20 protein-coding genes are annotated in these 19,074 nt (G+C 60.9%); 14 read left to right on the plus strand and 6 right to left on the minus strand.

What is annotated here, in order from left to right:
- Nucleotides 1-237: 237 nt before the first annotated feature.
- Nucleotides 238-975: a 3-oxoacyl-[acyl-carrier-protein] reductase gene (gene fabG / locus BN1800_RS08760; RefSeq protein WP_086996539.1), complete on the minus strand. Its 738-nt coding sequence runs from the start codon at nucleotides 973-975 to the stop codon at nucleotides 238-240.
- 30 nt (nucleotides 976-1,005) lie between these two features.
- Nucleotides 1,006-1,950 carry an ACP S-malonyltransferase gene (fabD, locus tag BN1800_RS08765; protein WP_027507380.1) on the minus strand — a complete coding sequence of 315 codons (945 nt, stop codon included), beginning with the start codon at nucleotides 1,948-1,950 and terminating at the stop codon, nucleotides 1,006-1,008.
- Nucleotides 1,951-2,151: 201 nt separating this feature from the next.
- Between fabD and BN1800_RS08770 the strand changes: the two genes are divergently transcribed.
- The 5 genes from BN1800_RS08770 (at nucleotide 2,152) to rplI (ending at nucleotide 6,706) form a co-directional block, all read left to right on the plus strand.
- Nucleotides 2,152-3,195 carry an aldo/keto reductase gene (locus BN1800_RS08770; RefSeq protein ID WP_086996542.1) on the plus strand — a complete coding sequence of 348 codons (1,044 nt, stop codon included), beginning with the start codon at nucleotides 2,152-2,154 and terminating at the stop codon, nucleotides 3,193-3,195.
- Between the two features lie 1,035 nt (nucleotides 3,196-4,230).
- A complete protein-coding gene (gene rpsF, locus BN1800_RS08780; protein WP_027507383.1) occupies nucleotides 4,231-4,701 on the plus strand; it encodes a 30S ribosomal protein S6 in 471 nt (156 codons plus the stop codon).
- Nucleotides 4,702-4,714: 13 nt separating this feature from the next.
- Nucleotides 4,715-4,963, plus strand: a complete 249-nt coding sequence (gene rpsR, locus BN1800_RS08785; protein ID WP_027507384.1) for a 30S ribosomal protein S18 — start codon at nucleotides 4,715-4,717, stop codon at nucleotides 4,961-4,963.
- Nucleotides 4,964-5,104: 141 nt separating this feature from the next.
- Entirely contained in the window at nucleotides 5,105-6,106 is a 1,002-nt protein-coding gene (locus tag BN1800_RS08790) for a DUF2232 domain-containing protein (RefSeq protein WP_425298977.1), read from the plus strand.
- Between the two features lie 21 nt (nucleotides 6,107-6,127).
- Complete coding sequence (rplI, locus tag BN1800_RS08795; protein ID WP_027507386.1) at nucleotides 6,128-6,706, plus strand: 50S ribosomal protein L9; 579 nt, start codon at nucleotides 6,128-6,130, stop codon at nucleotides 6,704-6,706.
- Between the two features lie 79 nt (nucleotides 6,707-6,785).
- Here rplI and BN1800_RS08800 read toward each other — a convergent pair whose 3' ends face one another.
- Nucleotides 6,786-7,229: a MarR family winged helix-turn-helix transcriptional regulator gene (locus BN1800_RS08800; RefSeq protein ID WP_027507387.1), complete on the minus strand. Its 444-nt coding sequence runs from the start codon at nucleotides 7,227-7,229 to the stop codon at nucleotides 6,786-6,788.
- A gap of 315 nt (nucleotides 7,230-7,544) precedes the next feature.
- Between BN1800_RS08800 and BN1800_RS08805 the strand changes: the two genes are divergently transcribed.
- From BN1800_RS08805 to alr, 4 genes are all read left to right on the plus strand, one after another.
- Complete coding sequence (locus BN1800_RS08805; RefSeq protein WP_027507388.1) at nucleotides 7,545-9,041, plus strand: replicative DNA helicase; 1,497 nt, start codon at nucleotides 7,545-7,547, stop codon at nucleotides 9,039-9,041.
- A gap of 6 nt (nucleotides 9,042-9,047) precedes the next feature.
- On the plus strand, nucleotides 9,048-9,362 hold the full coding sequence (locus BN1800_RS08810; RefSeq protein ID WP_342210299.1) for a toxin-antitoxin system TumE family protein: 315 nt from the start codon (nucleotides 9,048-9,050) through the stop codon (nucleotides 9,360-9,362).
- A 133-nt stretch (nucleotides 9,363-9,495) separates the two neighbouring features.
- The gene (locus BN1800_RS42290) at nucleotides 9,496-9,720 is read left to right on the plus strand and encodes an HVO_A0114 family putative DNA-binding protein (RefSeq protein ID WP_244564471.1); all 225 of its coding nucleotides are present in this window, start codon (nucleotides 9,496-9,498) and stop codon (nucleotides 9,718-9,720) included.
- A gap of 169 nt (nucleotides 9,721-9,889) precedes the next feature.
- Nucleotides 9,890-11,050, plus strand: a complete 1,161-nt coding sequence (gene alr, locus BN1800_RS08820) for an alanine racemase (RefSeq protein ID WP_086996547.1) — start codon at nucleotides 9,890-9,892, stop codon at nucleotides 11,048-11,050.
- A gap of 2 nt (nucleotides 11,051-11,052) precedes the next feature.
- Here alr and BN1800_RS08825 read toward each other — a convergent pair whose 3' ends face one another.
- The gene (locus BN1800_RS08825; protein ID WP_086996550.1) at nucleotides 11,053-11,688 is read right to left on the minus strand and encodes a LysE family translocator; all 636 of its coding nucleotides are present in this window, start codon (nucleotides 11,686-11,688) and stop codon (nucleotides 11,053-11,055) included.
- A 140-nt stretch (nucleotides 11,689-11,828) separates the two neighbouring features.
- On the opposite strand from BN1800_RS08825, the gene radA reads away from it, so the two are divergent.
- The 4 genes from radA to BN1800_RS08845 all read left to right on the plus strand — a co-directional run bounded on the left by radA (nucleotide 11,829) and on the right by BN1800_RS08845 (nucleotide 16,447).
- Complete coding sequence (gene radA / locus BN1800_RS08830) at nucleotides 11,829-13,232, plus strand: DNA repair protein RadA (RefSeq protein ID WP_027507392.1); 1,404 nt, start codon at nucleotides 11,829-11,831, stop codon at nucleotides 13,230-13,232.
- 96 nt (nucleotides 13,233-13,328) lie between these two features.
- Nucleotides 13,329-13,949 (plus strand): CvpA family protein, encoded by a 621-nt coding sequence (locus BN1800_RS08835; RefSeq protein WP_086996553.1) that lies wholly within the window; start codon nucleotides 13,329-13,331, stop codon nucleotides 13,947-13,949.
- A gap of 173 nt (nucleotides 13,950-14,122) precedes the next feature.
- Nucleotides 14,123-15,613, plus strand: coding sequence for an amidophosphoribosyltransferase (gene purF / locus BN1800_RS08840; RefSeq protein ID WP_086996556.1), 1,491 nt, complete (start codon nucleotides 14,123-14,125; stop codon nucleotides 15,611-15,613).
- A 93-nt stretch (nucleotides 15,614-15,706) separates the two neighbouring features.
- Nucleotides 15,707-16,447: an SDR family NAD(P)-dependent oxidoreductase gene (locus BN1800_RS08845; protein ID WP_086996724.1), complete on the plus strand. Its 741-nt coding sequence runs from the start codon at nucleotides 15,707-15,709 to the stop codon at nucleotides 16,445-16,447.
- Nucleotides 16,448-16,450: 3 nt separating this feature from the next.
- Here the strand turns inward: BN1800_RS08845 and BN1800_RS08850 are convergent, their stop codons facing one another.
- Nucleotides 16,451-17,200, minus strand: a complete 750-nt coding sequence (locus BN1800_RS08850) for a glycoside hydrolase family 25 protein (RefSeq protein WP_244564472.1) — start codon at nucleotides 17,198-17,200, stop codon at nucleotides 16,451-16,453.
- 85 nt (nucleotides 17,201-17,285) lie between these two features.
- Nucleotides 17,286-17,510 carry a hypothetical protein gene (locus tag BN1800_RS40230; RefSeq protein ID WP_143533921.1) on the minus strand — a complete coding sequence of 75 codons (225 nt, stop codon included), beginning with the start codon at nucleotides 17,508-17,510 and terminating at the stop codon, nucleotides 17,286-17,288.
- Here BN1800_RS40230 and cysS point away from each other — a divergent pair.
- On the plus strand, nucleotides 17,509-18,900 hold the full coding sequence (gene cysS, locus BN1800_RS08855) for a cysteine--tRNA ligase (RefSeq protein WP_027507397.1): 1,392 nt from the start codon (nucleotides 17,509-17,511) through the stop codon (nucleotides 18,898-18,900). The two genes, BN1800_RS40230 and cysS, sit on opposite strands and share 2 nt — an antisense overlap.
- The last annotated feature ends 174 nt before the right edge of the window (nucleotides 18,901-19,074 follow it).

Consider the following 19,074-nt stretch of genomic DNA (forward strand, 5'->3'; position numbering starts at 1 on the left):
ACCCTGCTTCAGCCTTCGGCGCCCTCTCGGCACTTTCAGCAAACTCGTTAGCCCGGCTCTCGAAGATGTCCCATGCTGGCAAAAAGCCCGCCGGTCCGCCTTGTTTCCCGGAACGACTGTGACAGTCATGGCCCGCTTAACACGGTTTATGTCTGCCGCAAAGCCTGAAAATCAACCCCATTCGATTGCTCAACACGCTATTCCGGCGAAAAACGCGAACAGGGCCGGTTTTCCGTTTCAGATCATGGCCATGCCGCCGTTTACGTGCAGTGTCTGACCCGTCATGTAGCCAGCTTCCGAGGAGGCAAGGTAGGCGACTGCCGACGCGACTTCGGCGCCTGTTCCCATGCGCTTCATCGGGATCGCGCCCATGATCGCTTCCTTCTGCTTGTCGTTCAGCTTACCGGTCATGGCGGATTCGATGAAGCCAGGCGCGACGCAGTTGACGGTCACGTTGCGGGTCGCGATCTCCTGGGCAAGAGACTTGGTAAAGCCGATCATACCCGCCTTGGAGGCGCAGTAGTTTGCCTGTCCCGGGTTGCCGGTAACGCCGACCACGGACGTAATGTTGATGATGCGGCCGTAGCGGCGGCGCATCATCGGATGTGTCAGTTCACGCGTCAGGCGGAACATTGCCGTCAGATTGACCTCGATGACGCTGTCCCAGTCCTCGTCGCTCATGCGAACGAAGAGGCCGTCCTTCGTGATGCCTGCGTTGTTCACCAGGATATCGACGCCTTCGAGCTCGGCTTCGGCCTTGACGCCGAGCGCCTTGACCTCGTCACGATCGGAAAGGTTCGCCGGGAATATCTTGACGCGATCGCCAAGTTCGCCCGCCAGCGCTTGGAGCTTTTCGACGCGCGTGCCGTGAAGGCCTACGACGGCGCCCTGTTTGTGGAGAATGCGGGCGATTTCCTCGCCGATGCCGCCGGATGCACCGGTGACGAGCGCCTTGCGGCCGGAAAGATCGAGCATGGATGCGTTCCTTATATTTGGTGAAACCAATCAGGCCATGAGGGCGGCAACGGCCGCGTCGATATCGGCGGGCGTATTGACGGTGATGCCGTTCACCGTCTTGTCGATACGGCGCGCAAGGCCTGTCAGAACCTTGCCGGAGCCGAGCTCATAAAGCGTCGTGACATTGTTTGCGGCAAACCATTCCACCGTTTCGCGCCAGCGGACCTGGCCGGTGACCTGCTCAACAAGCAGCCTGGCGATCTCGCCGGCATCCGTCACCGGCGCGGCGCGGACGTTGGCAATCAGCGGCACGACCGGGTTGGACTTCGAAACGCCTGCGAGCGCTTCGCGCATCGCATCTGCGGCCGGCGCCATCAGCGAAGAGTGGAAGGGAGCGGAAACCGGCAGCAGGATCGCGCGCTTGGCGCCCTTTTCGGTCGCAAGTGCCGCGCCTTTTTCGACGGCTGCCTTTTCACCGGAAATGACGATCTGGCCGCCGCCATTGTCGTTGGCGATCTGGCAGGCACCTTCGACCGACGCGGCTTCGCACACTGCAACCACGTCGGCATGTTCCAGACCGATGATTGCCGCCATGGCGCCGACGCCGACAGGGACTGCCGCCTGCATGGCGTTGCCGCGAATACGCAGCAGACGCGCGGTGTCGGCAAGCGAGAAGGTGCCGGCGGCACAGAGCGCGGAGTATTCGCCAAGCGAATGGCCGGCGACGAAGGACACCTTTGACTTGAGATCGAGACCCTTCGCCTGAAGGACACGAATAACCGCGAGCGATACCGCCATCAACGCCGGCTGAGCATTGGCCGTGAGCGTCAGCGTATCTTCCGGGCCTTCGAACATGACCGTCGAGAGCTGTTCGCCGAGCGCATCGTCAACCTCTTCGAAGACGGCACGGGCTTCGGCATAGTTTTCCGCGAGTTCCTTGCCCATGCCAACGGCCTGGCTGCCCTGGCCGGGAAATGTGAAAGCGACGGTCATCTATATGTCCCTTATTATGTCATTTGGACTATTTCGCCTCCAATTGACGTTCTTGCCGGGAGAGTCAATAGCCGCGCCAGGGTCTCCAGAGCCTTTGCCGGCGCGAAAAGCCCCAATTTTTTCCTTGCGCTTGCGCAATTCGCGCCTAGATTTGCGCCGCCCTCCCCGGACATGTCCGCTCATCCATTTTCAAGGTATCCAATGAAGTTGAATCGATTAGGCCGTACCGATATTTCCGTTTCGCAAATCTGCCTCGGCACCATGACCTGGGGCACACAGAACACCGAAGCCGAAGCGCACGCGCAGATGGATTACGCGGTCGAGAAGGGTGTCAACTTCTTCGATACCGCCGAACTCTATCCGACGACCCCGGTCTCGCCGGAAACGCAAGGACGCACCGAGGACTACATCGGCAGCTGGTTTTCAAGGACGGGCAAGCGCAAGGACATCGTGCTGGCAACCAAGGTCTCCGGCGAGGGCCGCGACTACCTCCGCAACGGCGAAGGTGCAGACGCCAAGAACATTCGCCTCGCGCTGGAAGCCAGCCTGAAGCGGCTGAAGACAGACTACGTCGATCTCTACCAAATACACTGGCCGAACCGCGGCCATTTCCATTTCCGCCAGAACTGGACCTACGATCCCTTCGGGCAGGATCGTGAAAAGGCGCTTGCCAACATGGCGGAAATCCTGGAGACGATGGACGACCTGCAGAAGGCCGGCAATATCCGCGCCTTCGGGCTCTCCAACGAAACGGCCTGGGGCACGCAGAAATACCTGACGCTCTCCGAAAAGAAGAACCTGCCGCGCGTCGCAAGCGTCCAGAACGAGTACAGCCTGCTTTACCGCCACTTCGATCTGGACATGGCGGAGCTGTCGCATCACGAGGACGTCGGCCTGCTCGCCTATTCGCCGCTTGCGGCTGGCCTTCTCAGCGGCAAGTACCTGAACGGCGCCAGACCCGCCGGCTCACGCGCCTCGATCAACGGAAATCTCGGCGGCCGCCTTCAGCCGCTCCAGGAAGCACCAACCAAAGCCTATGTCGAGATCGCCGCGAAATACGGTCTCGATCCCTCCACAATGGCGCTTGCCTTCTGCCTCACCCGCCCCTTCATGACCTCCGTCATCATCGGCGCGACGACGATGGAGCAGCTGAAGATCGACCTGAGCGCCGTCCAGGTGAACCTTTCGAGCGATGTCCTCTCCGAGATCGAGAAGGTTCGCCGACAGTATCCGATGCCGATGTGAGGGCGTGAGCCTGCCAGCAGCGTACATCGCCGAAGTTCCACCCGACGGGTCAGGTCACTGAGCCGTCAACGCGGATGCCGCGGCGGCTTTCGTGACCGGCGGTGGATTCCACTTTCCCGTTAGCGCATGCGGATTCGGTGCGTACAGCCGCATTGTCAAGGAGGGCGGTTAGCCGTCATTGAGACATTGACACGAGGTGCGAAAAAGCAACGCCAATACAGCTGATTAGTTACGACGTAGGTACTCTCGCAGATATGGTATTGGCCGTCCGGGGATTCCTGTACACGGTCCCGTGGGATGGTGAAATTATGCGGCAAATAAGTGTAACCACCATCTACCCTGGACCGCACTGAAGACGGAGGTATGGCGCGGCAATCAGAACCGCCGCAACACTTGAATTTCGTCTGTGGGTCAATCGTGCCTTCGTACCAATCATGGGCGTTAGCGGCCGTTGCGGCGGCGATACAGATTGCCGTGAAGATGAACCTTCGCATGGCATTCCTCAATCATTTGGCGGCGCGGCTCGTTCAAGCGTCCAAGTATATTAGCGCTCCGTTAAAAATACCATTGGCCTTCGACTGACTAACGCAGCTCCAGCAAGCGACGCTCGCAGCTGAAAGACCGCATTGGGTCACGGCTTCAATGCTCCGAAGGTCTGGCAGAGAAGGGTCGAACTTCTCCTTTCGTCGCTGGCCGAAGATCGGACACACGTCGAAAACCAACACACGTTGCGATACGCGACTGCCCTCAACTGTGCGCGAAGGGAATTTGCCTCTTTGTCGCGGTGCTCTTGCCTTCTGCCGAAAAACCCGTATAAGCGCCCCTGTTCGCAAACCCGGTCTTCTGGCTGGTGGCTGAACGGAGGGCCGGTTTCCGTGGAAATCGTTCGGAACGGAAGCGTTCCAGCCTCCCGTGTCTCCGCTCTCGACCGTCTCGGAAACGCTTTTCTTGCCTGGGCTCAGCCCGTCAGGAGCAGTCGTTGAGGCTTAGCCGCCGAAGTTCGGGTTGAACCAACGCAAGAAAGGCAAAGCTGTCATGGCTCTTTATGAACATGTATTCCTTGCCCGGCAGGATATTTCCGCTCAGCAGGTCGATGCCCTCGTAGAACAGTACAAGGGCGTGATCGAAGCTAACGGCGGTAAAGTCGGGCGCATCGAAAACTGGGGCCTCAAGTCCCTCACCTACCGCATCAAGAAGAACCGCAAGGCTCACTACGCCCTGATGGACATCGATGCTCCGCCGGCTGCCGTCCAGGAAATGGAACGCCAGATGCGCATCAGCGAAGACGTCCTGCGCTACATGACGATCGCTGTCGAAAAGCACGAAGAAGGCCCGTCGGCCATGATGCAGAAGCGCGACCGTGACGACCGCGGCCCGCGTGACGGCGCCCGTGGCCCGCGCGAAGGCGGCTTCGGTGATCGCGACCGTGGTCCTCGCCCGCCACGTGAAGGTGGCTTCGGCGACCGTGAAGACCGTCCGCGCCGTCCGCGCGAAGACCGCGTATAAGGAGATTTGAGATATGTCTGAAGCTTCCTCCGCTCCGGTCCGCCGCCCGTTCCATCGCCGCCGCAAGACCTGCCCGTTCTCCGGCGCAAACGCTCCGCGAATCGACTACAAGGACGTACGTCTCCTGCAGCGCTACATTTCCGAGCGCGGCAAGATCGTTCCGTCCCGCATCACGGCTGTTTCGCAGAAGAAGCAGCGCGAGCTTGCCCAGGCGATCAAGCGCGCCCGCTTCCTCGGCCTGCTGCCTTACGTCCTCGCCTAATCGGCTGACGCAGTTGAATTGAGGGAAGGCAGCGATGCCTTCCCTCCTCCCTTCCGCGATGGGCGCGGATCGGAACCCTGAAAACCCATGTTGAGGCGGGTTTCTCTGAATTTGATTCAGGAAACATCCTCTAACTGCTTGATGAAGCAGGACAGCGACGTGACCAAACTGAACTTCAAGACGCTGCTGACCGGCGCGCTCGCCGGATTGACCGCCGCACTCCTCGTGCTCGGCGCGAGCGCGCAGTTGTCGTTCAGCGCCCTGCTTTACGCCGCTTCCGCGCTACCCATCCTTCTCGTCGGCCTCGGCTGGGGCAATGCTGCGGCAATCTCGGCCGTCGTGACGGCCGCCTCCGTCGGCGCTACCGCCATCTCGCCGACCTTCGCGCTGATGATGACGCTGGTGACGCTGATCCCGGCCGGCTGGATCAGCCACCTGGCAAATCTTTCCCGCCCTGCCGCCGAACTCGGCGGTCCCGACCACCTGACGGCCTGGTATCCGCTTTCCGACATCCTGCTGCATCTCTGCGGGCTGGTGACGCTCGCCGTCATCGTGACCGGCTATATGATCGGCTACGGCCCGGAGCTCATCGGCCAGATGGTCGATACGCTTTTCGGCTCCTTTGCGCAGCAGCAGCCTGATTTCACCTTCAATGACACGGCCACCGCGCAGACGAAATCGTTGCTGCTCCTGATGCTGCCAGCGATCCAGGGCGCGATGTGGGTGCTGATGCTGTTTGCGGCCTACTACATCGCGACACGCATCGTGAATGCATCCGGCCGCGCGCTTCGCCCGCGCGAAGACATTCCGTCGGCCCTGCGCATGAACCGCAATGCGATCTTCGTCTTCCTCGCCGGTCTTGCCGCCACCTTCTTCGGCGGCGTTCCAGCGATGATCGGAGCAACCGTCGTCGGCACCTTCGGCGCCGGCTTCCTGCTTTCCGGCTTCGCCGCGCTGCATTTCCGCACGCGCGGCAAGGATTGGCGCCTGCCGGCTCTCGTCCTCTGCTACCTGGTGTCGCTCATCCTGATGCTGCCAGCCTTTTTCATTCTCGTCGTCGGTCTGTCCGATACGCGCAAGGCGATCGCCCTGACCCCGAACAAGAATGCCGATGCCCCTCAATCCACAGACAAGAAAACCTAGAGACACGAAAGGAAAACGAAGATGGAAGTCATTCTTCTCGAACGCATCTCCAAGCTCGGCCAGATGGGCGAAACCGTGAAGGTTCGCGACGGCTTTGCACGCAACTACCTCCTGCCGCTCGGCAAGGCTCTGCGCGCAAACGCCGCCAACAAGGCCCGTTTCGAATCCGAGCGCGCCACGCTCGAGGCCCGCAACCTCGAACGCAAGTCGGAAGCCCAGAAGGTTGCCGACGTCCTCGGCGGCAAATCCTTCATCGTCGTTCGCTCCGCAGGCGAAACCGGCCAGCTCTACGGCTCGGTTGCTGCCCGCGACGTCGTTGAAATCCTCGCCGCCGAAGGCTTCAACATCGGCCGCAACCAGGTTCACCTGAACACGCCGATCAAGGCAATCGGCGTCCACAAGATCGAGTTGCAGCTTCACGCCGAAGTCGAAATCCACGTCAATCTCAACGTGGCCCGCTCCGCCGACGAAGCCGAGCGCCAGGCAAAGGGCGAAACGCTCACCTCCGTCGACGCCATCTACGGCGTTGATGAAGACGCCCTTCGCGCGGAAGACTTCTTCGATCCGGATGCCGACGGTAACGCCGAAGACGAAGCATAAGCTTCGGAAGCATCTTACAGAAACAGAAGCCCGGCTCCAGCCGGGCTTCTGTCGTTTTGCAGATTGGTCTGGCCCGGTCTCATTGTCCCCGGACTACAGCAAGGTTAGCCTGCATTGCGCGGATGACGTTCAATGTCGTCCTGAGATCGTTTTCGAGAATGCCCGCGACGACCCGAGCGCGCACGTCTGCGGCTAGATCCTCAACCTCTCCGGCGACGACCCTGCCCGCATCCGTCATGTAGATCTCCTTGGCGCGGCGGTCGGAACCGGCGACGCGGCGTTCCAGGAAGCCTTGTGCTTCCATGGCATCCAGAATCCGGACGAGCGTCGGCGTTTCGAGCTCCAGCCGTTCGGCGAGTTCCCGCTGATTGATGCCATCCTTCTTGTTCAGGGTAAAAAAGACTCGCGCGCGCGGCAACGTCATGTTCCTCTGGCGCACGAGCGAATCGAATGTCGCTCTCAATTTTCGGCTAAACGCCGCGATGTTCTCGATAAGCTCGCGCCTGAGCTGCATATCCGGCATGCATTTCCCCTATTATTTAGTTAGTATGCTAATTATATTTCCTCTGTCTAATTCAGTCCCAGCGCTTTTACAAGTGCCACGCTCAACGCATTCGGGCTAAATTATATGGGTTGGATGAGTCGCGGTTCCACGCCGTGTCCTCAAGGTGACACCGTCGATATTTTCTCCCTGGCGGCTTCACGCGCTGTGGAGAAGTCGAACAATGTGCAAAGCGTTACGGATTTCACGGCAAGCCCAAGGCTGTTGCTGAGCTGCACTTGCATTTGCCTTGGCGAGCCTGCAAATCCGGGGACGGAAAAGACAGAACGGATCAAGATGAACGACGCAGCGCGAAAGATTGCCGCCGTTGCTCCAGCGGAGCAGCATTACCGCGAAGCACCCAACAACATCGAAGCCGAGCAGGCGCTTCTGGGTGCCATCCTGATGAACAACGACGCCTATTACCGGGTGTCTGACTTCTTGAAGCCGATCCACCTCTATGAGCCGCTCCACCGCAAGATCTACGAAGTTGCGGGCGATATCATCCGCATGGGCAAGATCGCCAATCCGGTGACGATCAAAACCTTCCTGAAGGCAGACGAGAAGGTCGGCGACATGACTGTCTCCGAGTATCTCGCGCGCCTTGCCCGCGAAGCCGTGACGATCATCAACGCCGAGGATTACGGCCGGGCGATCTACGATCTGGCGCTACGCCGGGCGCTGATCACCATCGGCGAGGACATGGTCAATATCGCCTATGACGCGCCGCTCGACATGCCGCCCCAGACGCAGATCGAAGATACCGAGCGCCGCCTCTTCGAGCTTGCCGAAAACGGTCGCTACGACGGCGGCTTCCAGGCCTTCAACGACGCCGTGGCGCTGGCGATCGATATGGCTGCGGTCGCCAAGGAGCGCGACGGCGGTCTCTCGGGCATTTCGACGGGCATTCATTCGCTCGATTCGAAGATGGGCGGACTGCAGCGATCGGACTTGATCATCCTTGCCGGCCGCCCGGGTATGGGCAAAACCTCGCTTGCGACCAACATCGCCTACAACATTGCCGCCGCCTATGAGGGCGAAGTCCAATCCGACGGCAGCATGAAGGCGAAGAACGGTGGAGTCGTCGGCTTCTACTCGCTTGAAATGTCTTCCGAACAGCTCGCCACCCGCATCATCTCCGAGCAGACGGAAGTCTCCTCCTCGAAGATCCGCCGCGGCGACATCAACGACGCGGATTTCGAAAAGCTCGTCGCCTGCTCGATGATGATGCAGAAGGTGCCGCTCTATATCGACCAGACCGGCGGCATCTCGATTGCCCAGCTTGCCGCCCGCGCCCGCCGCTTGAAGCGCCAGCGCGGTCTCGACGTGCTGGTCGTCGACTACGTGCAACTGATGACCGGCTCGGGCAAGGCGAACGAGAACCGCGTCCAGGAAATCACCCAGATCACCACCGGCCTCAAGGCTCTCGGCAAGGAGCTTAACGTTCCGATCATCGCGCTGTCTCAGCTCTCGCGTCAGGTCGAAAGCCGCGACGACAAGCGCCCGCAGCTTTCCGACCTTCGCGAGTCTGGCTCGATCGAGCAGGACGCCGACGTCGTGCTCTTCGTCTTCCGTGAGGAATATTACGTCAAGAACATGGAACCACGCGATCCGGCCGATCCGAAGTATGCGGAATGGGAAGCGCTGTTCGACAAGGTGAAGGGCACGGCGGATGTCATAATCGCCAAGCAGCGTCACGGACCGACCGGCACCGTGAAGCTCGCCTTCCAGGCGGAATTCACGCGCTTTGCCGATCTCGCCGACTCGTCCTTCGTTCAGTACGAGGAACACTGAGTTCCAGTGCGATTTGACAGCTGCCCTCATGTTGGCATCATCGCCAACATGAGGGCGCAACTGCTTTACCGTTCGAAAAGCGTGCTGTCGGACGGGGCCATCGTGGAAGTGGTGATCTGGAACGTTCCGCGGCCATTGCTGGGCAGCCAGCATAATTACAAATATAGCCTGTTCTACGGTTATCCTGGAAAGCGCGTCGTTGGATACGGCGACCACAAGCATATCCGAGGCCATGAGGAGACGTATGAATTCTCGACGATCGACAAGCTTATCGATGATTTCCTCACAGACGTAGAGATGAGGAGGCAACCCCGCCGATGACAACCGCCACGATCCGAATTCAGCGAAACGACGAAACTGCGCTCCGGCAAGCCCTTGAGGGATTCGCTGCAGCTGGAAGACGGGTGAAGCACAGGACCATGTCTTCAGCTTTTCCTCCCCCGAGCAGCTCTTTATGATCCTGACGCCCAAGCGCTGGACCTTGATCGAGACACTGCAGAGACTCGGCCCCTCGACGTATCGTAGTCTAGCCTCCGCCCTTTCCCGCGACGTCAAGCGGGTGCATGAGGACACGGCGGCGCTCAGCGAATGGGGGCTGGTCGAGGTCAATGACGAGGGACGCATTCATGTGCCCTACGACGTCATCCACGCGGATTTCGACCTTCGCAGCGTTGCCTGATGCTGGCTTTCTTCTGAAGGATTGTGCAGCGCAAAGTTTTGCGACGACCGACGAAACCTCATTCACTCCGAAGAACCAAGCTGCAGTGCGGCGCCGGACTTCCTATTGACCAAGTTGGCCACTAAACTGGCTGGAGACTCATCTTCCGGCCATTTTTTGATGTGGATTCATGACTGAATTTTCTGACGATTTCGAAGAAGACAGGTTTGCTTCCGCCGGCGTGCGGCTGACGGTCGATCTGACTGCACTGACGGAAAACTGGCAGGACCTGGCACGGCGCTCCGGCAAGGCGCGCGCATCCGCAGTTGTGAAGGCGGACGCCTATGGCATGGGCATCGAGGATGCAGGTGAAGCGCTCTACATGGCGGGTGCCCGGGATTTCTTCGTCGCAACAGTCGATGAAGGCGTGACATTGCGCCTCTACGCGCCTGAAGCCCGCATCTTTGTGCTCGCGGGCATCTGGCCGGGCACGGAACGGCGCTTCTTCGAGAACGATCTTGTGCCGGTCATCTCCTCCGAGGAGCAGCTTGCCTTCTGGATGGCCGTGCTTTCGGAATATGGCGACTATCCTTGCGCGCTTCATGTCGACACCGGGTTCAACCGGCTCGGCCTTCACATAGACGAAGCACTCGCATTGGCTGATGACGTCTCTCGCCCGGCCAGCTTCGCCCCGGTTTTGGTCCTAAGCCATCTCGCCTGCGGCGACGATCCGTCATCGCAGATGAACAAGCAGCAGCTTGAATCATTCCGCAAGGTTAGCGCCGCTTATGAAGGTATCGAATCAAGTCTCGCGGCTTCCGGCGGCATCTTTCTCGGCGAGGATTATCATTTCGACCTGACGCGCCCCGGCATTGCCATCTACGGCGGCGAAGCGGTGAGCGGCATGGCGAACCCCATGCGGCCGGTTGCGACGGCGGAGGCCCGCGTGATCCAGGTCCGCACCGTGCGCGCCGGCGAATCGGTCAGTTATGGACGGGCTCTGAAGCTTGACCGCGATAGCCGCCTCGCCATCGTGTCCGCCGGTTATGCGGACGGCTACATGCGCTGCCAGTCGAGCGGCGGCGTGCCGCTTCGCCAGGTTGTGCCGCGGGGCGGCCAAGGCTTCTTCGAGGGCTACATGGTTCCGGTTGCCGGGCGCATCACCATGGACCTTACCATCTTCGACGTGACCGATCTGCCGGAAAACCTCATCCGTTCCGGCGATTACATCGAGCTCTTCGGCAAGAACATCCCCGTCGACGATGCTGCGCGGGCGGCCGGCACGATCGGCTACGAGATGCTCGCGGGCGCTGGGCTGCGCTACGAGCGCAAATACATCAGCGAAGAATGAACTCAACGGCTCGTCAACGCCAGCCGCGCGCCGAGGGCGACGAACAGCGCGCCAAGACCGCGATCGAGCCACAGGCCGATCTTGCTGTTGTGCTTGACGAGATCGGCAAGCCGCCCTCCGGCCAGGATCAGCGGCGGCTCGATGAAGGCCGCAACCACAATGATCAAGGCGCCGTGCACGGATAGCTGCAGCCAGGCCGGTCCGGCTCCTTCGACGACGAACTGCGGCAGGAAGGCGAGGAAGAAGATCGCGACCTTCGGGTTAAGCAGCGAAACGAGCACGCCCTGCCGGTAGATCCGTCCCCAACCCAGCCTTTCGCCTGCCGCCTTGAGGAAGGCGCCCTCGCCGCTCGACCGCAGGGCCTGGATGCCGAGCCAGACGAGATAGATCGCGCCGATCCATTTCACTGCCGAGAAGGCAACGGCGGAGGCGGCAAGTACCGCCGAAAGGCCGAAGGCGGCAAGAAGCACGTGCAGACAGGCACCGGTCCAGATTCCGAAGACGGCCGAAAAGCCGGCGCGCGTGCCGCTCTTGATCGTATGGCCGAGGATAAAAGCCAGATCCGGACCCGGCGACAGGTTCAAAAGCACGGCGGCGGTGAAGAAGGCGATCCAGTGGGCGAACGAATAATCGAGCATTGGCAATCCATCAGATGATCCTCCCATGCTGCCACGTGAGCACTTGATGGGAAAATCATTAGTTTTGATCGGTCCCGCAAGCCATTATCTACGGCAATCTGATTCGGGCGCACCGGCGCTCATGGACGAAAGCATCATTGATGGCGAAGGCCAGGACACAATTCATCTGCCAGAGCTGCGGCACGATCCATAACCGCTGGGCCGGCAAATGCGAAAGCTGCGGCGAATGGAACACCATCGTCGAGGAAGACCCAATGGGCGGGATTGGCGGCGGACCGGCAAGAACGCCGAAGAAGGGCCGCCCGGTGACGCTGACGGCGCTTTCCGGCGAGATCGAGGAAGCCCCGCGCATCCATACAGGCATTTCGGAGCTCGACCGGGCTCTCGGCGGCGGCTTCGTGCGCGGCTCGGCGGTGCTCGTCGGCGGCGATCCCGGCATCGGAAAGTCGACGCTGCTGATGCAGGCGGCGGCGGCCCTTTCGCGGCGCGGCCACAAGATCATCTATGTCTCGGGCGAAGAGGCCGTGGCGCAGGTGCGCCTGCGCGCCCAGCGCCTGCGCGCTGCCGATACCGACGTGATGCTTGCCGCTGAAACCAATGTCGAGGATATCCTCGCGACACTCGCAGAAGGCAAGCGGCCAGACCTCGTCATCATCGATTCGATCCAAACGCTCTGGAGCGAACTGGCGGAATCCGCGCCCGGAACGGTCACGCAGGTGCGCACCGGCGTGCAGTCGATGATCCGCTTTGCCAAACAGACAGGAGCCGCCATGGTTCTCGTCGGCCACGTCACCAAGGACGGCCAGATCGCAGGTCCACGGGTCGTGGAGCATATGGTCGACGCGGTGCTCTACTTCGAGGGCGACCGCGGCCATCACTACCGCATCGTGCGCACGGTGAAGAACCGCTTCGGCCCGACGGACGAGATCGGAGTCTTCGAAATGTCCGACGGGGGCCTGCGCGAAGTCGGCAACCCGTCCGAACTTTTCCTCGGCGAGCGCAATGAAAAGTCGCCAGGAGCGGCGGTCTTCGCGGGCATGGAAGGCACGCGCCCGATCCTCGTCGAAGTGCAGGCGCTGGTGGCGCCGACATCGCTCGGCACGCCACGCCGCGCGGTGGTCGGATGGGATTCGGCCAGGCTTTCTATGATCCTTGCGGTGCTCGAGGCGCATTGCGGCATCCGGCTCGGCCAGCACGACGTCTATCTGAATGTCGCCGGCGGCTATCGCATCGGCGAACCGGCGGCCGATCTTGCCGTCGCATCCGCCCTGGTTTCCTCGCTTGCCGGTATTGCCCTTCCCGCCGATTGCGTCTATTTCGGCGAAGTCAGCCTGTCGGGAGCCGTCCGTCCGGTTGCGCATACCCCTCAGCGCCTCAAAGAAGCCGAGAAGCTGGGATTTTCTGCAGCGCTGCTTCCGTCAGCCTCCGCCGATTTGCCGAAGGGTTCGGGCGGACGCTGGAGCGAAATCGAGAGCCTGCCGGATCTGGTCGTGCGCATCGCCGGATCCAAAGGTGCGCTACGACGTGTGGAAGACGAGGTTTGATCCTTTCATTGCCATAAACGGTGGTGATATAGGATGCACACGAATGAAGCCCGACCGAACCGCATGACCAAGCGGCGGTCCTGGAGTTGAATTTATATGCCCATCACGATTTTCGACGGTATTGTCATCGGCGTCGTCCTCTTCTCCGCCGTTCTGGCGATGGTCCGCGGTTTTTCGCGCGAGGTATTGTCGATCGCAAGCTGGGGTGGCTCGGCCGCCGCTGCCTACTACCTCTATCCGTATCTCGTGCCTTACGCGAAGCGGTACACCGACGACGACCGCATCGCAATCGTCGGCTCAGCCGCCGTCGTGTTCCTGATTGCGCTGATCGTCATTTCCTTCATCACCATGAAGATTGCCGATTTCATCATCGACAGCCGGATCGGCGCGCTGGACCGCACTTTGGGCTTCCTCTTCGGGGCGGCACGCGGCATACTGCTTCTCGTCGTGGCGGTGGCCTTCTGGAACTGGCTCGTCGATGCCGATCACCGGCCGGCTTGGGTAAACAACGCCAAGTCAAAGCCGTTCCTTGACTCGATGGTCGTAAAGCTGCAATCGGTCCTGCCTGAGGAATTCGCACAGATGGTGAGAGCCAGCGTGCTCGAGAAGGTTCAGCCGCAGGGCCAGGGCGCTGAAGGCAGCAATGCGCCGGCCGGCGAACAGGCCCCGGCGGATGATGCAGCCCCGTCCGGCGGCGCGCAGCCGCAGTCGAATTGACGCAGTGTTCAACAGCTTGACCTGCCGCGTGGCAATTGCCATTTGAGCGGGACGCGAAATAAGGGTCCGGCCGGGCATTTGCTCTGCCGGGCCTCCGCCGTTTAAAATGCCTGAATCCGGCATCATACCATGGAAAAGCCGATCCATTCTTGTGAGAGCAAAGGCCCGCATCAATGAACCAGTCCCATTCCTTGACGCTCAACGATGAACTCGATGGAGATACGCTCCACGAGGAGTGCGGCGTCTTCGGCGTTCTCGGCCATCCCGACGGCGCCACGCTGACGGCGCTCGGGCTTCACGCTCTCCAGCATCGCGGACAGGAAGCGGCCGGTATCGTCACTTTCGACGGCCGCCAGTTCCACACCGAAAAGCGCATGGGGCTCGTCGGCGACCACTATACCGATCCAGCAACGCTCGCGAAGCTGCCGGGCTTCATCTCCATCGGCCACACGCGCTACTCGACGACGGGCGAAGTTGCGCTCCGCAATGTCCAACCTCTCTTTGCCGAACTGGAGGTCGGCGGCATCGCCGTCGCCCATAACGGCAACTTCACCAACGGCCTGACGCTTCGCCGTCAACTGATTGCCGATGGCGCCATCTGTCAGTCGACCTCGGATACCGAAGTCGTTCTCCACCTGATCGCCCGCTCCAAGCAGGCCTCCTCCTCCGACCGTTTCATCGATGCTATCCGCCAGATGGAAGGCGGCTATTCGATGCTGGCCATGACCCGCACGAAGCTGATCGCCGCGCGCGATCCGATCGGCATCCGCCCGCTCGTCATGGGCGAGCTCGACGGCAAGCCGATCTTCTGTTCGGAAACCTGCGCGCTCGACATCATCGGTGCGAAGTACATCCGCGACGTCGAAAACGGCGAAGTCGTCATCTGCGAAATCCAGCCGGACGGCTCGATCAGCATCGATGCCCGCAAGCCCGAGGCGCCGAAACCGGAACGGCTCTGCCTTTTCGAATTTGTCTACTTCGCTCGCCCAGACTCCGTCGTCGGCGGCCGTAGCATCTATGTCGCCCGCAAGAACATGGGCATCAATCTTGCCAAGGAAGCGCCGGTCGATGCCGATGTCGTCGTTCCGGTTCCGGACGGCGGAACGCCGGCAGCGCTCGGATACGCCCAGCAAAGCGGCATTCCCTTCGAATATGGCATCATCCGCAACCACTATGTCGGCCGCACCTTCATCGAGCCGACGCAGCAGATCCGCGCCTTCGGCGTCAAGCTCAAGCATTCGGCCAACCGGGCAACGATCACAGGCAAACGCGTCGTCCTCGTCGACGATTCGATCGTGCGCGGCACCACATCGCTGAAGATCGTCCAGATGATCCGTGACGCAGGCGCCAAGGAAGTCCACATCCGCGTCGCAAGCCCGATGATCTATTTCCCGGACTTCTACGGCATCGATACGCCGGACGCCGACAAGCTGCTTGCCAACCAGTACAACAGCCTGAAAGCGATGTGCGATTACATCGGCGCAGATTCGCTCGAATTCCTGTCGATCGACGGGCTTTATCGCGCAGTCGGCGGGGAAGATCGCGATAACGAGAATCCGCAGTTCACCGACCACTATTTCACTGGCGACTACCCGACGCGCCTGCTCGACAAGGAAAGCACGAGCAACGTGCGCAAGCTCGCCGTGATGGCCAGCAACGGCTAAGGGACTTCATAAATCTGAATGAGCGCCAGCGCCTCCTCTTCCCCTCGTGAGGGTGAGATGCGTTTTCGCGCAAGCGACACGGACGACACGATCATGACCATCGACCTCAAGAACCGCATCGCACTCGTGACCGGCGCATCGCGCGGCATCGGCTATTTCACGGCACTGGAACTGGCAAAGGCCGGAGCGCACGTCATCGCCTGCGCTCGCACGGTCGGCGGCCTCGAGGAACTCGATGATGCCATCAAGGCGGCAGGCGGCAGCGCTACGCTGGTGCCCTTCGATCTTGCCGACATGAACGCCATCGATGCGCTCGGTGCCTCGATTTTCGAGCGCTGGGGCAAGCTCGACGTCCTTGTTGCCAACGCCGGCGTGCTCGGCGTCATCTCGCCGATCGGCCATATCGAGGCGAAAACCTTCGAGAGGGTGATGAACATCAACGTCACCGCCACCTGGCGGCTGATCCGCTCTGTCGATCCGCTGCTGACGCGCTCGGACGCCGGTCGCGCCGTGATCATCTCGTCGGCTGCCGCTCACAAGTGCCGCCCGTTCTGGGGTCCCTACTCCGCGTCGAAAGCCGCCGTCGAAGCGCTCGCCCGCACCTGGGCCGGCGAAAGCCGGTCGACGGCCCTTCGCATCACCAGCGTCGATCCGGGCGCCACGCGCACTGCCATGCGCGCCCAGGCGGTGCCCGGCGAAGATCCTTCGACGCTGCCGCACCCTTCCGAAGTCGCCAAGGCGATCCTGCCGCTCGTCGGCCCGGATGTGACCGAGACAGGCAAGCTCTTCATCGTCCGCGAGAACAGGCTCGTGGACTACCGTCTGCCGGAATAAGGGCTACTGGGCCGCGGTTTCGGCGAACAGCGCCGCAAAGCCCGTTTGCGCGGGGCATAGCGCATTGAGGTCCACCGGCCCCTCAATGCCGTCGACTCTACCGTTGTCGGCAAACTGCCATATCGACCAGCGGCCGCATCTCTCCTGCTCTGGTTCTTTGAATACGCTGCGCAACCAGAGATAGTGATCCGGGAAGCGGGATTCGTTGCCTTTCAGATACTGATCAAAGAACTCTTGGGTGACGTAAAAGATTGGCTTTTCGGGAAAAGTGCCCTTAAGCTCCGTGACGAACGCGTTTACTTCAGCAGTCATTTCCTCGAGCGTCGGGACCTTGTCGCAGTTGCCGACAAATTCGAGATCGATCGCGATCGGCAGCGTGCCCTGCTCTTTGGGAACTGTCGCCAATACGTTCTGCGCCTGCTCGCGGCCAGGGCGGCAGAAGGTGAAAAAGTGGTACGCCCCGCGCACGATGCCGGCCTCTTTCGCCGCCTGCCAGTTTTCCGCGAAACGTGTATCCTTGTGGTCGCCGCCCTCAGTCGCCTTCATAATCGCAAAATGCACATTCGGCCGCGCGGCGAGCGTCTTCCAATCGATAACGCCCTGATGATGACTGATGTCGATTCCCTGGATGGGATAGTCTTCGAGTGAAGGAGGAACAAACGGCGCCATGGCTCGATCGTATGCCAGATACGATGCCGATGCGACAGCCAGAATGGCAATGCCAATTACGGCGCGGTGCAGGATCTTCCTCACGCGGCTTCCTTCCCGGTATTTCTGTTTTTTCTAGCAGAATTTTATGCGCAACGACGAATGGCGACGTCCCGGCCCTGCAATCGATTCACTGGATCGAATACAGCCGCTTACGCGGCACTTGACCAAACACCGTTCCCGCGCCATAAAACGCGCCATGAAAACGGTTATCTGCATTATCTGCCGGAAGATTATCCGCTAGCGCGCTCGCTGGCCTGGCCGTTTTCGTCTCCCAAATACCCAAAGATGAGAAACGCCCCGGCCCGCGGGTGCCGGTATTTTTCGGATCATTGCATTTTGGGAGAATAGACATGGCCGGTCAGCCGGAACAGAAGAAGCCGAAAATCAAGCTGTACAATACGCTGACGCGCGAGGAGACGGTCTTCAAGCCGATCGATCCGCAGAATGTCCGCATGTATGTCTGCGGCCCGACTGTTTATGACTATGCCCATATCGGCAATGCGCGTCCCGCCATCATCTTCGACGTGCTCTTCCGGCTGCTCAGGCACGTCTATGGCGCCGAGCACGTCACCTATGCGCGCAACATCACCGACGTCGACGACAAGATCAACATGCGGGCGCTGCGCGACCACCCCGGCCTGCCGCTGAACGAGGCGATCCGCCTGGTCACCGAAAAGACCGAGACGCAGTATCTCGAAGATGCCAAGGCGCTCGGCTGCCTCGATCCGACTATCCAGCCGCGGGCAACGGAAAATATTCCGCAGATGGTCGAGATCATCGGGAAGCTGATTGCCAAAGGCCACGCCTATCAGGCGGAGGGCGAAGTGTTGTTCGACACGAAATCCATGGCGGATTACGGCGCGCTGTCGAAGCGCAATCTCGACGAGCAGCAGGCCGGCGCCCGCGTCGCCGTCGATGCGCACAAGAAGAACCCCGGCGACTTTGTTCTCTGGAAGCTTTCAAGCCACAACGAACCCGGCTGGGAAAGCCCCTGGGGCCGCGGCCGTCCGGGCTGGCATATCGAATGCTCGGCAATGAGCGAACGCTATCTCGGCGAGGTCTTCGACATTCACGGCGGCGGGCTGGACCTGATCTTCCCGCACCATGAAAACGAAATCGCCCAGTCGCGTTGCGCCCACGGCACGGAGGTGATGGCGAATGTCTGGATGCACAACGGCTTCCTGCAGGTCGAAGGCCGCAAGATGTCGAAGTCGGAGGGCAATTTCGTTACCATCTACGAGTTGCTGCACACCGAGAGATTCGGCGGCCGCAAATGGCCGGGCGAAGTGCTGCGCCTTGCGATGCTGATGACGCACTACCGCGAGCCGATCGATTTTTCGATCAAGCGGCTGGAAGAGGCGGAACGCCTGCTGGCGAAGTGGCCAGTGGCGGATGCCGGCGACGCAGTTCCGGATGAGAGCGTGTTGAACGCGCTTGCCGATGACCTGAACACGGTCGCCGCCGTCCAGGCGCTCCACGCCCTGGCGCAATCCGGCAATGCCGCCGCTTTCGCGGCGAGTGCTGCCCTTCTCGGTGTCGAGATGAGGGAAACGGAGGTCGACGAAGCGGTCGCCGCCGAAATCGACAGGCGCGTGCGCGCCCGCCTTGAACTCTTGAAGGCAAAGAACTTCGCCGAGGCCGACAAGATCCGCGAGACACTGCTTGCCGAGGGCATCCAGCTCAAGGATGGCAAGGATGCGGCAACCGGCAAGCGGGTGACGACGTGGGAGGTGAAACGGTGAGTTTGCTGACATCCAAGACCCCTCCCCAGCCCCTCCCTACAAGGGGGAGGGGCTACTATGCCGCGACGCTGCGGAATAGCCTCACCGCGAATCTTGCCATATCTACCGACGTTGACGCAGAGGATAACGTCGGCGCCACTAGTTGGCCCTCCCCCTTGTGGGGAGGGTTGGGAG

Source organism: Rhizobium sullae (genome assembly GCF_900169785.1).
In the GTDB taxonomy this organism is placed as follows: domain Bacteria; phylum Pseudomonadota; class Alphaproteobacteria; order Rhizobiales; family Rhizobiaceae; genus Rhizobium; species Rhizobium sullae.

Bases quoted from the DNA above. Each gene is read 5' to 3' on its own strand.
- radA (WP_027507392.1), top strand. From the start codon at position 11,829: ATGGCGAAGGCCAGGACACAATTCATCTGCCAGAGCTGCGGCACGATC.
- rpsR (WP_027507384.1), top strand. From the start codon at position 4,715: ATGTCTGAAGCTTCCTCCGCTCCGGTCCGCCGCCCGTTCCATCGCCGC.
- BN1800_RS08790 (WP_425298977.1), top strand. From the start codon at position 5,105: ATGAAGCAGGACAGCGACGTGACCAAACTGAACTTCAAGACGCTGCTG.
- BN1800_RS42290 (WP_244564471.1), top strand. From the start codon at position 9,496: ATGATCCTGACGCCCAAGCGCTGGACCTTGATCGAGACACTGCAGAGA.
- purF (WP_086996556.1), top strand. From the start codon at position 14,123: ATGAACCAGTCCCATTCCTTGACGCTCAACGATGAACTCGATGGAGAT.
- BN1800_RS08835 (WP_086996553.1), top strand. From the start codon at position 13,329: ATGCCCATCACGATTTTCGACGGTATTGTCATCGGCGTCGTCCTCTTC.
- rpsF (WP_027507383.1), top strand. From the start codon at position 4,231: ATGGCTCTTTATGAACATGTATTCCTTGCCCGGCAGGATATTTCCGCT.
- fabG (WP_086996539.1), bottom strand. From the start codon at position 975: ATGCTCGATCTTTCCGGCCGCAAGGCGCTCGTCACCGGTGCATCCGGC.
- BN1800_RS08770 (WP_086996542.1), top strand. From the start codon at position 2,152: ATGAAGTTGAATCGATTAGGCCGTACCGATATTTCCGTTTCGCAAATC.
- fabD (WP_027507380.1), bottom strand. From the start codon at position 1,950: ATGACCGTCGCTTTCACATTTCCCGGCCAGGGCAGCCAGGCCGTTGGC.
- BN1800_RS08825 (WP_086996550.1), bottom strand. From the start codon at position 11,688: ATGCTCGATTATTCGTTCGCCCACTGGATCGCCTTCTTCACCGCCGCC.
- cysS (WP_027507397.1), top strand. From the start codon at position 17,509: ATGGCCGGTCAGCCGGAACAGAAGAAGCCGAAAATCAAGCTGTACAAT.
- BN1800_RS40230 (WP_143533921.1), bottom strand. From the start codon at position 17,510: ATGTCTATTCTCCCAAAATGCAATGATCCGAAAAATACCGGCACCCGC.
- BN1800_RS08800 (WP_027507387.1), bottom strand. From the start codon at position 7,229: ATGCCGGATATGCAGCTCAGGCGCGAGCTTATCGAGAACATCGCGGCG.
- BN1800_RS08805 (WP_027507388.1), top strand. From the start codon at position 7,545: ATGAACGACGCAGCGCGAAAGATTGCCGCCGTTGCTCCAGCGGAGCAG.
- rplI (WP_027507386.1), top strand. From the start codon at position 6,128: ATGGAAGTCATTCTTCTCGAACGCATCTCCAAGCTCGGCCAGATGGGC.
- alr (WP_086996547.1), top strand. From the start codon at position 9,890: ATGACTGAATTTTCTGACGATTTCGAAGAAGACAGGTTTGCTTCCGCC.
- BN1800_RS08845 (WP_086996724.1), top strand. From the start codon at position 15,707: ATGACCATCGACCTCAAGAACCGCATCGCACTCGTGACCGGCGCATCG.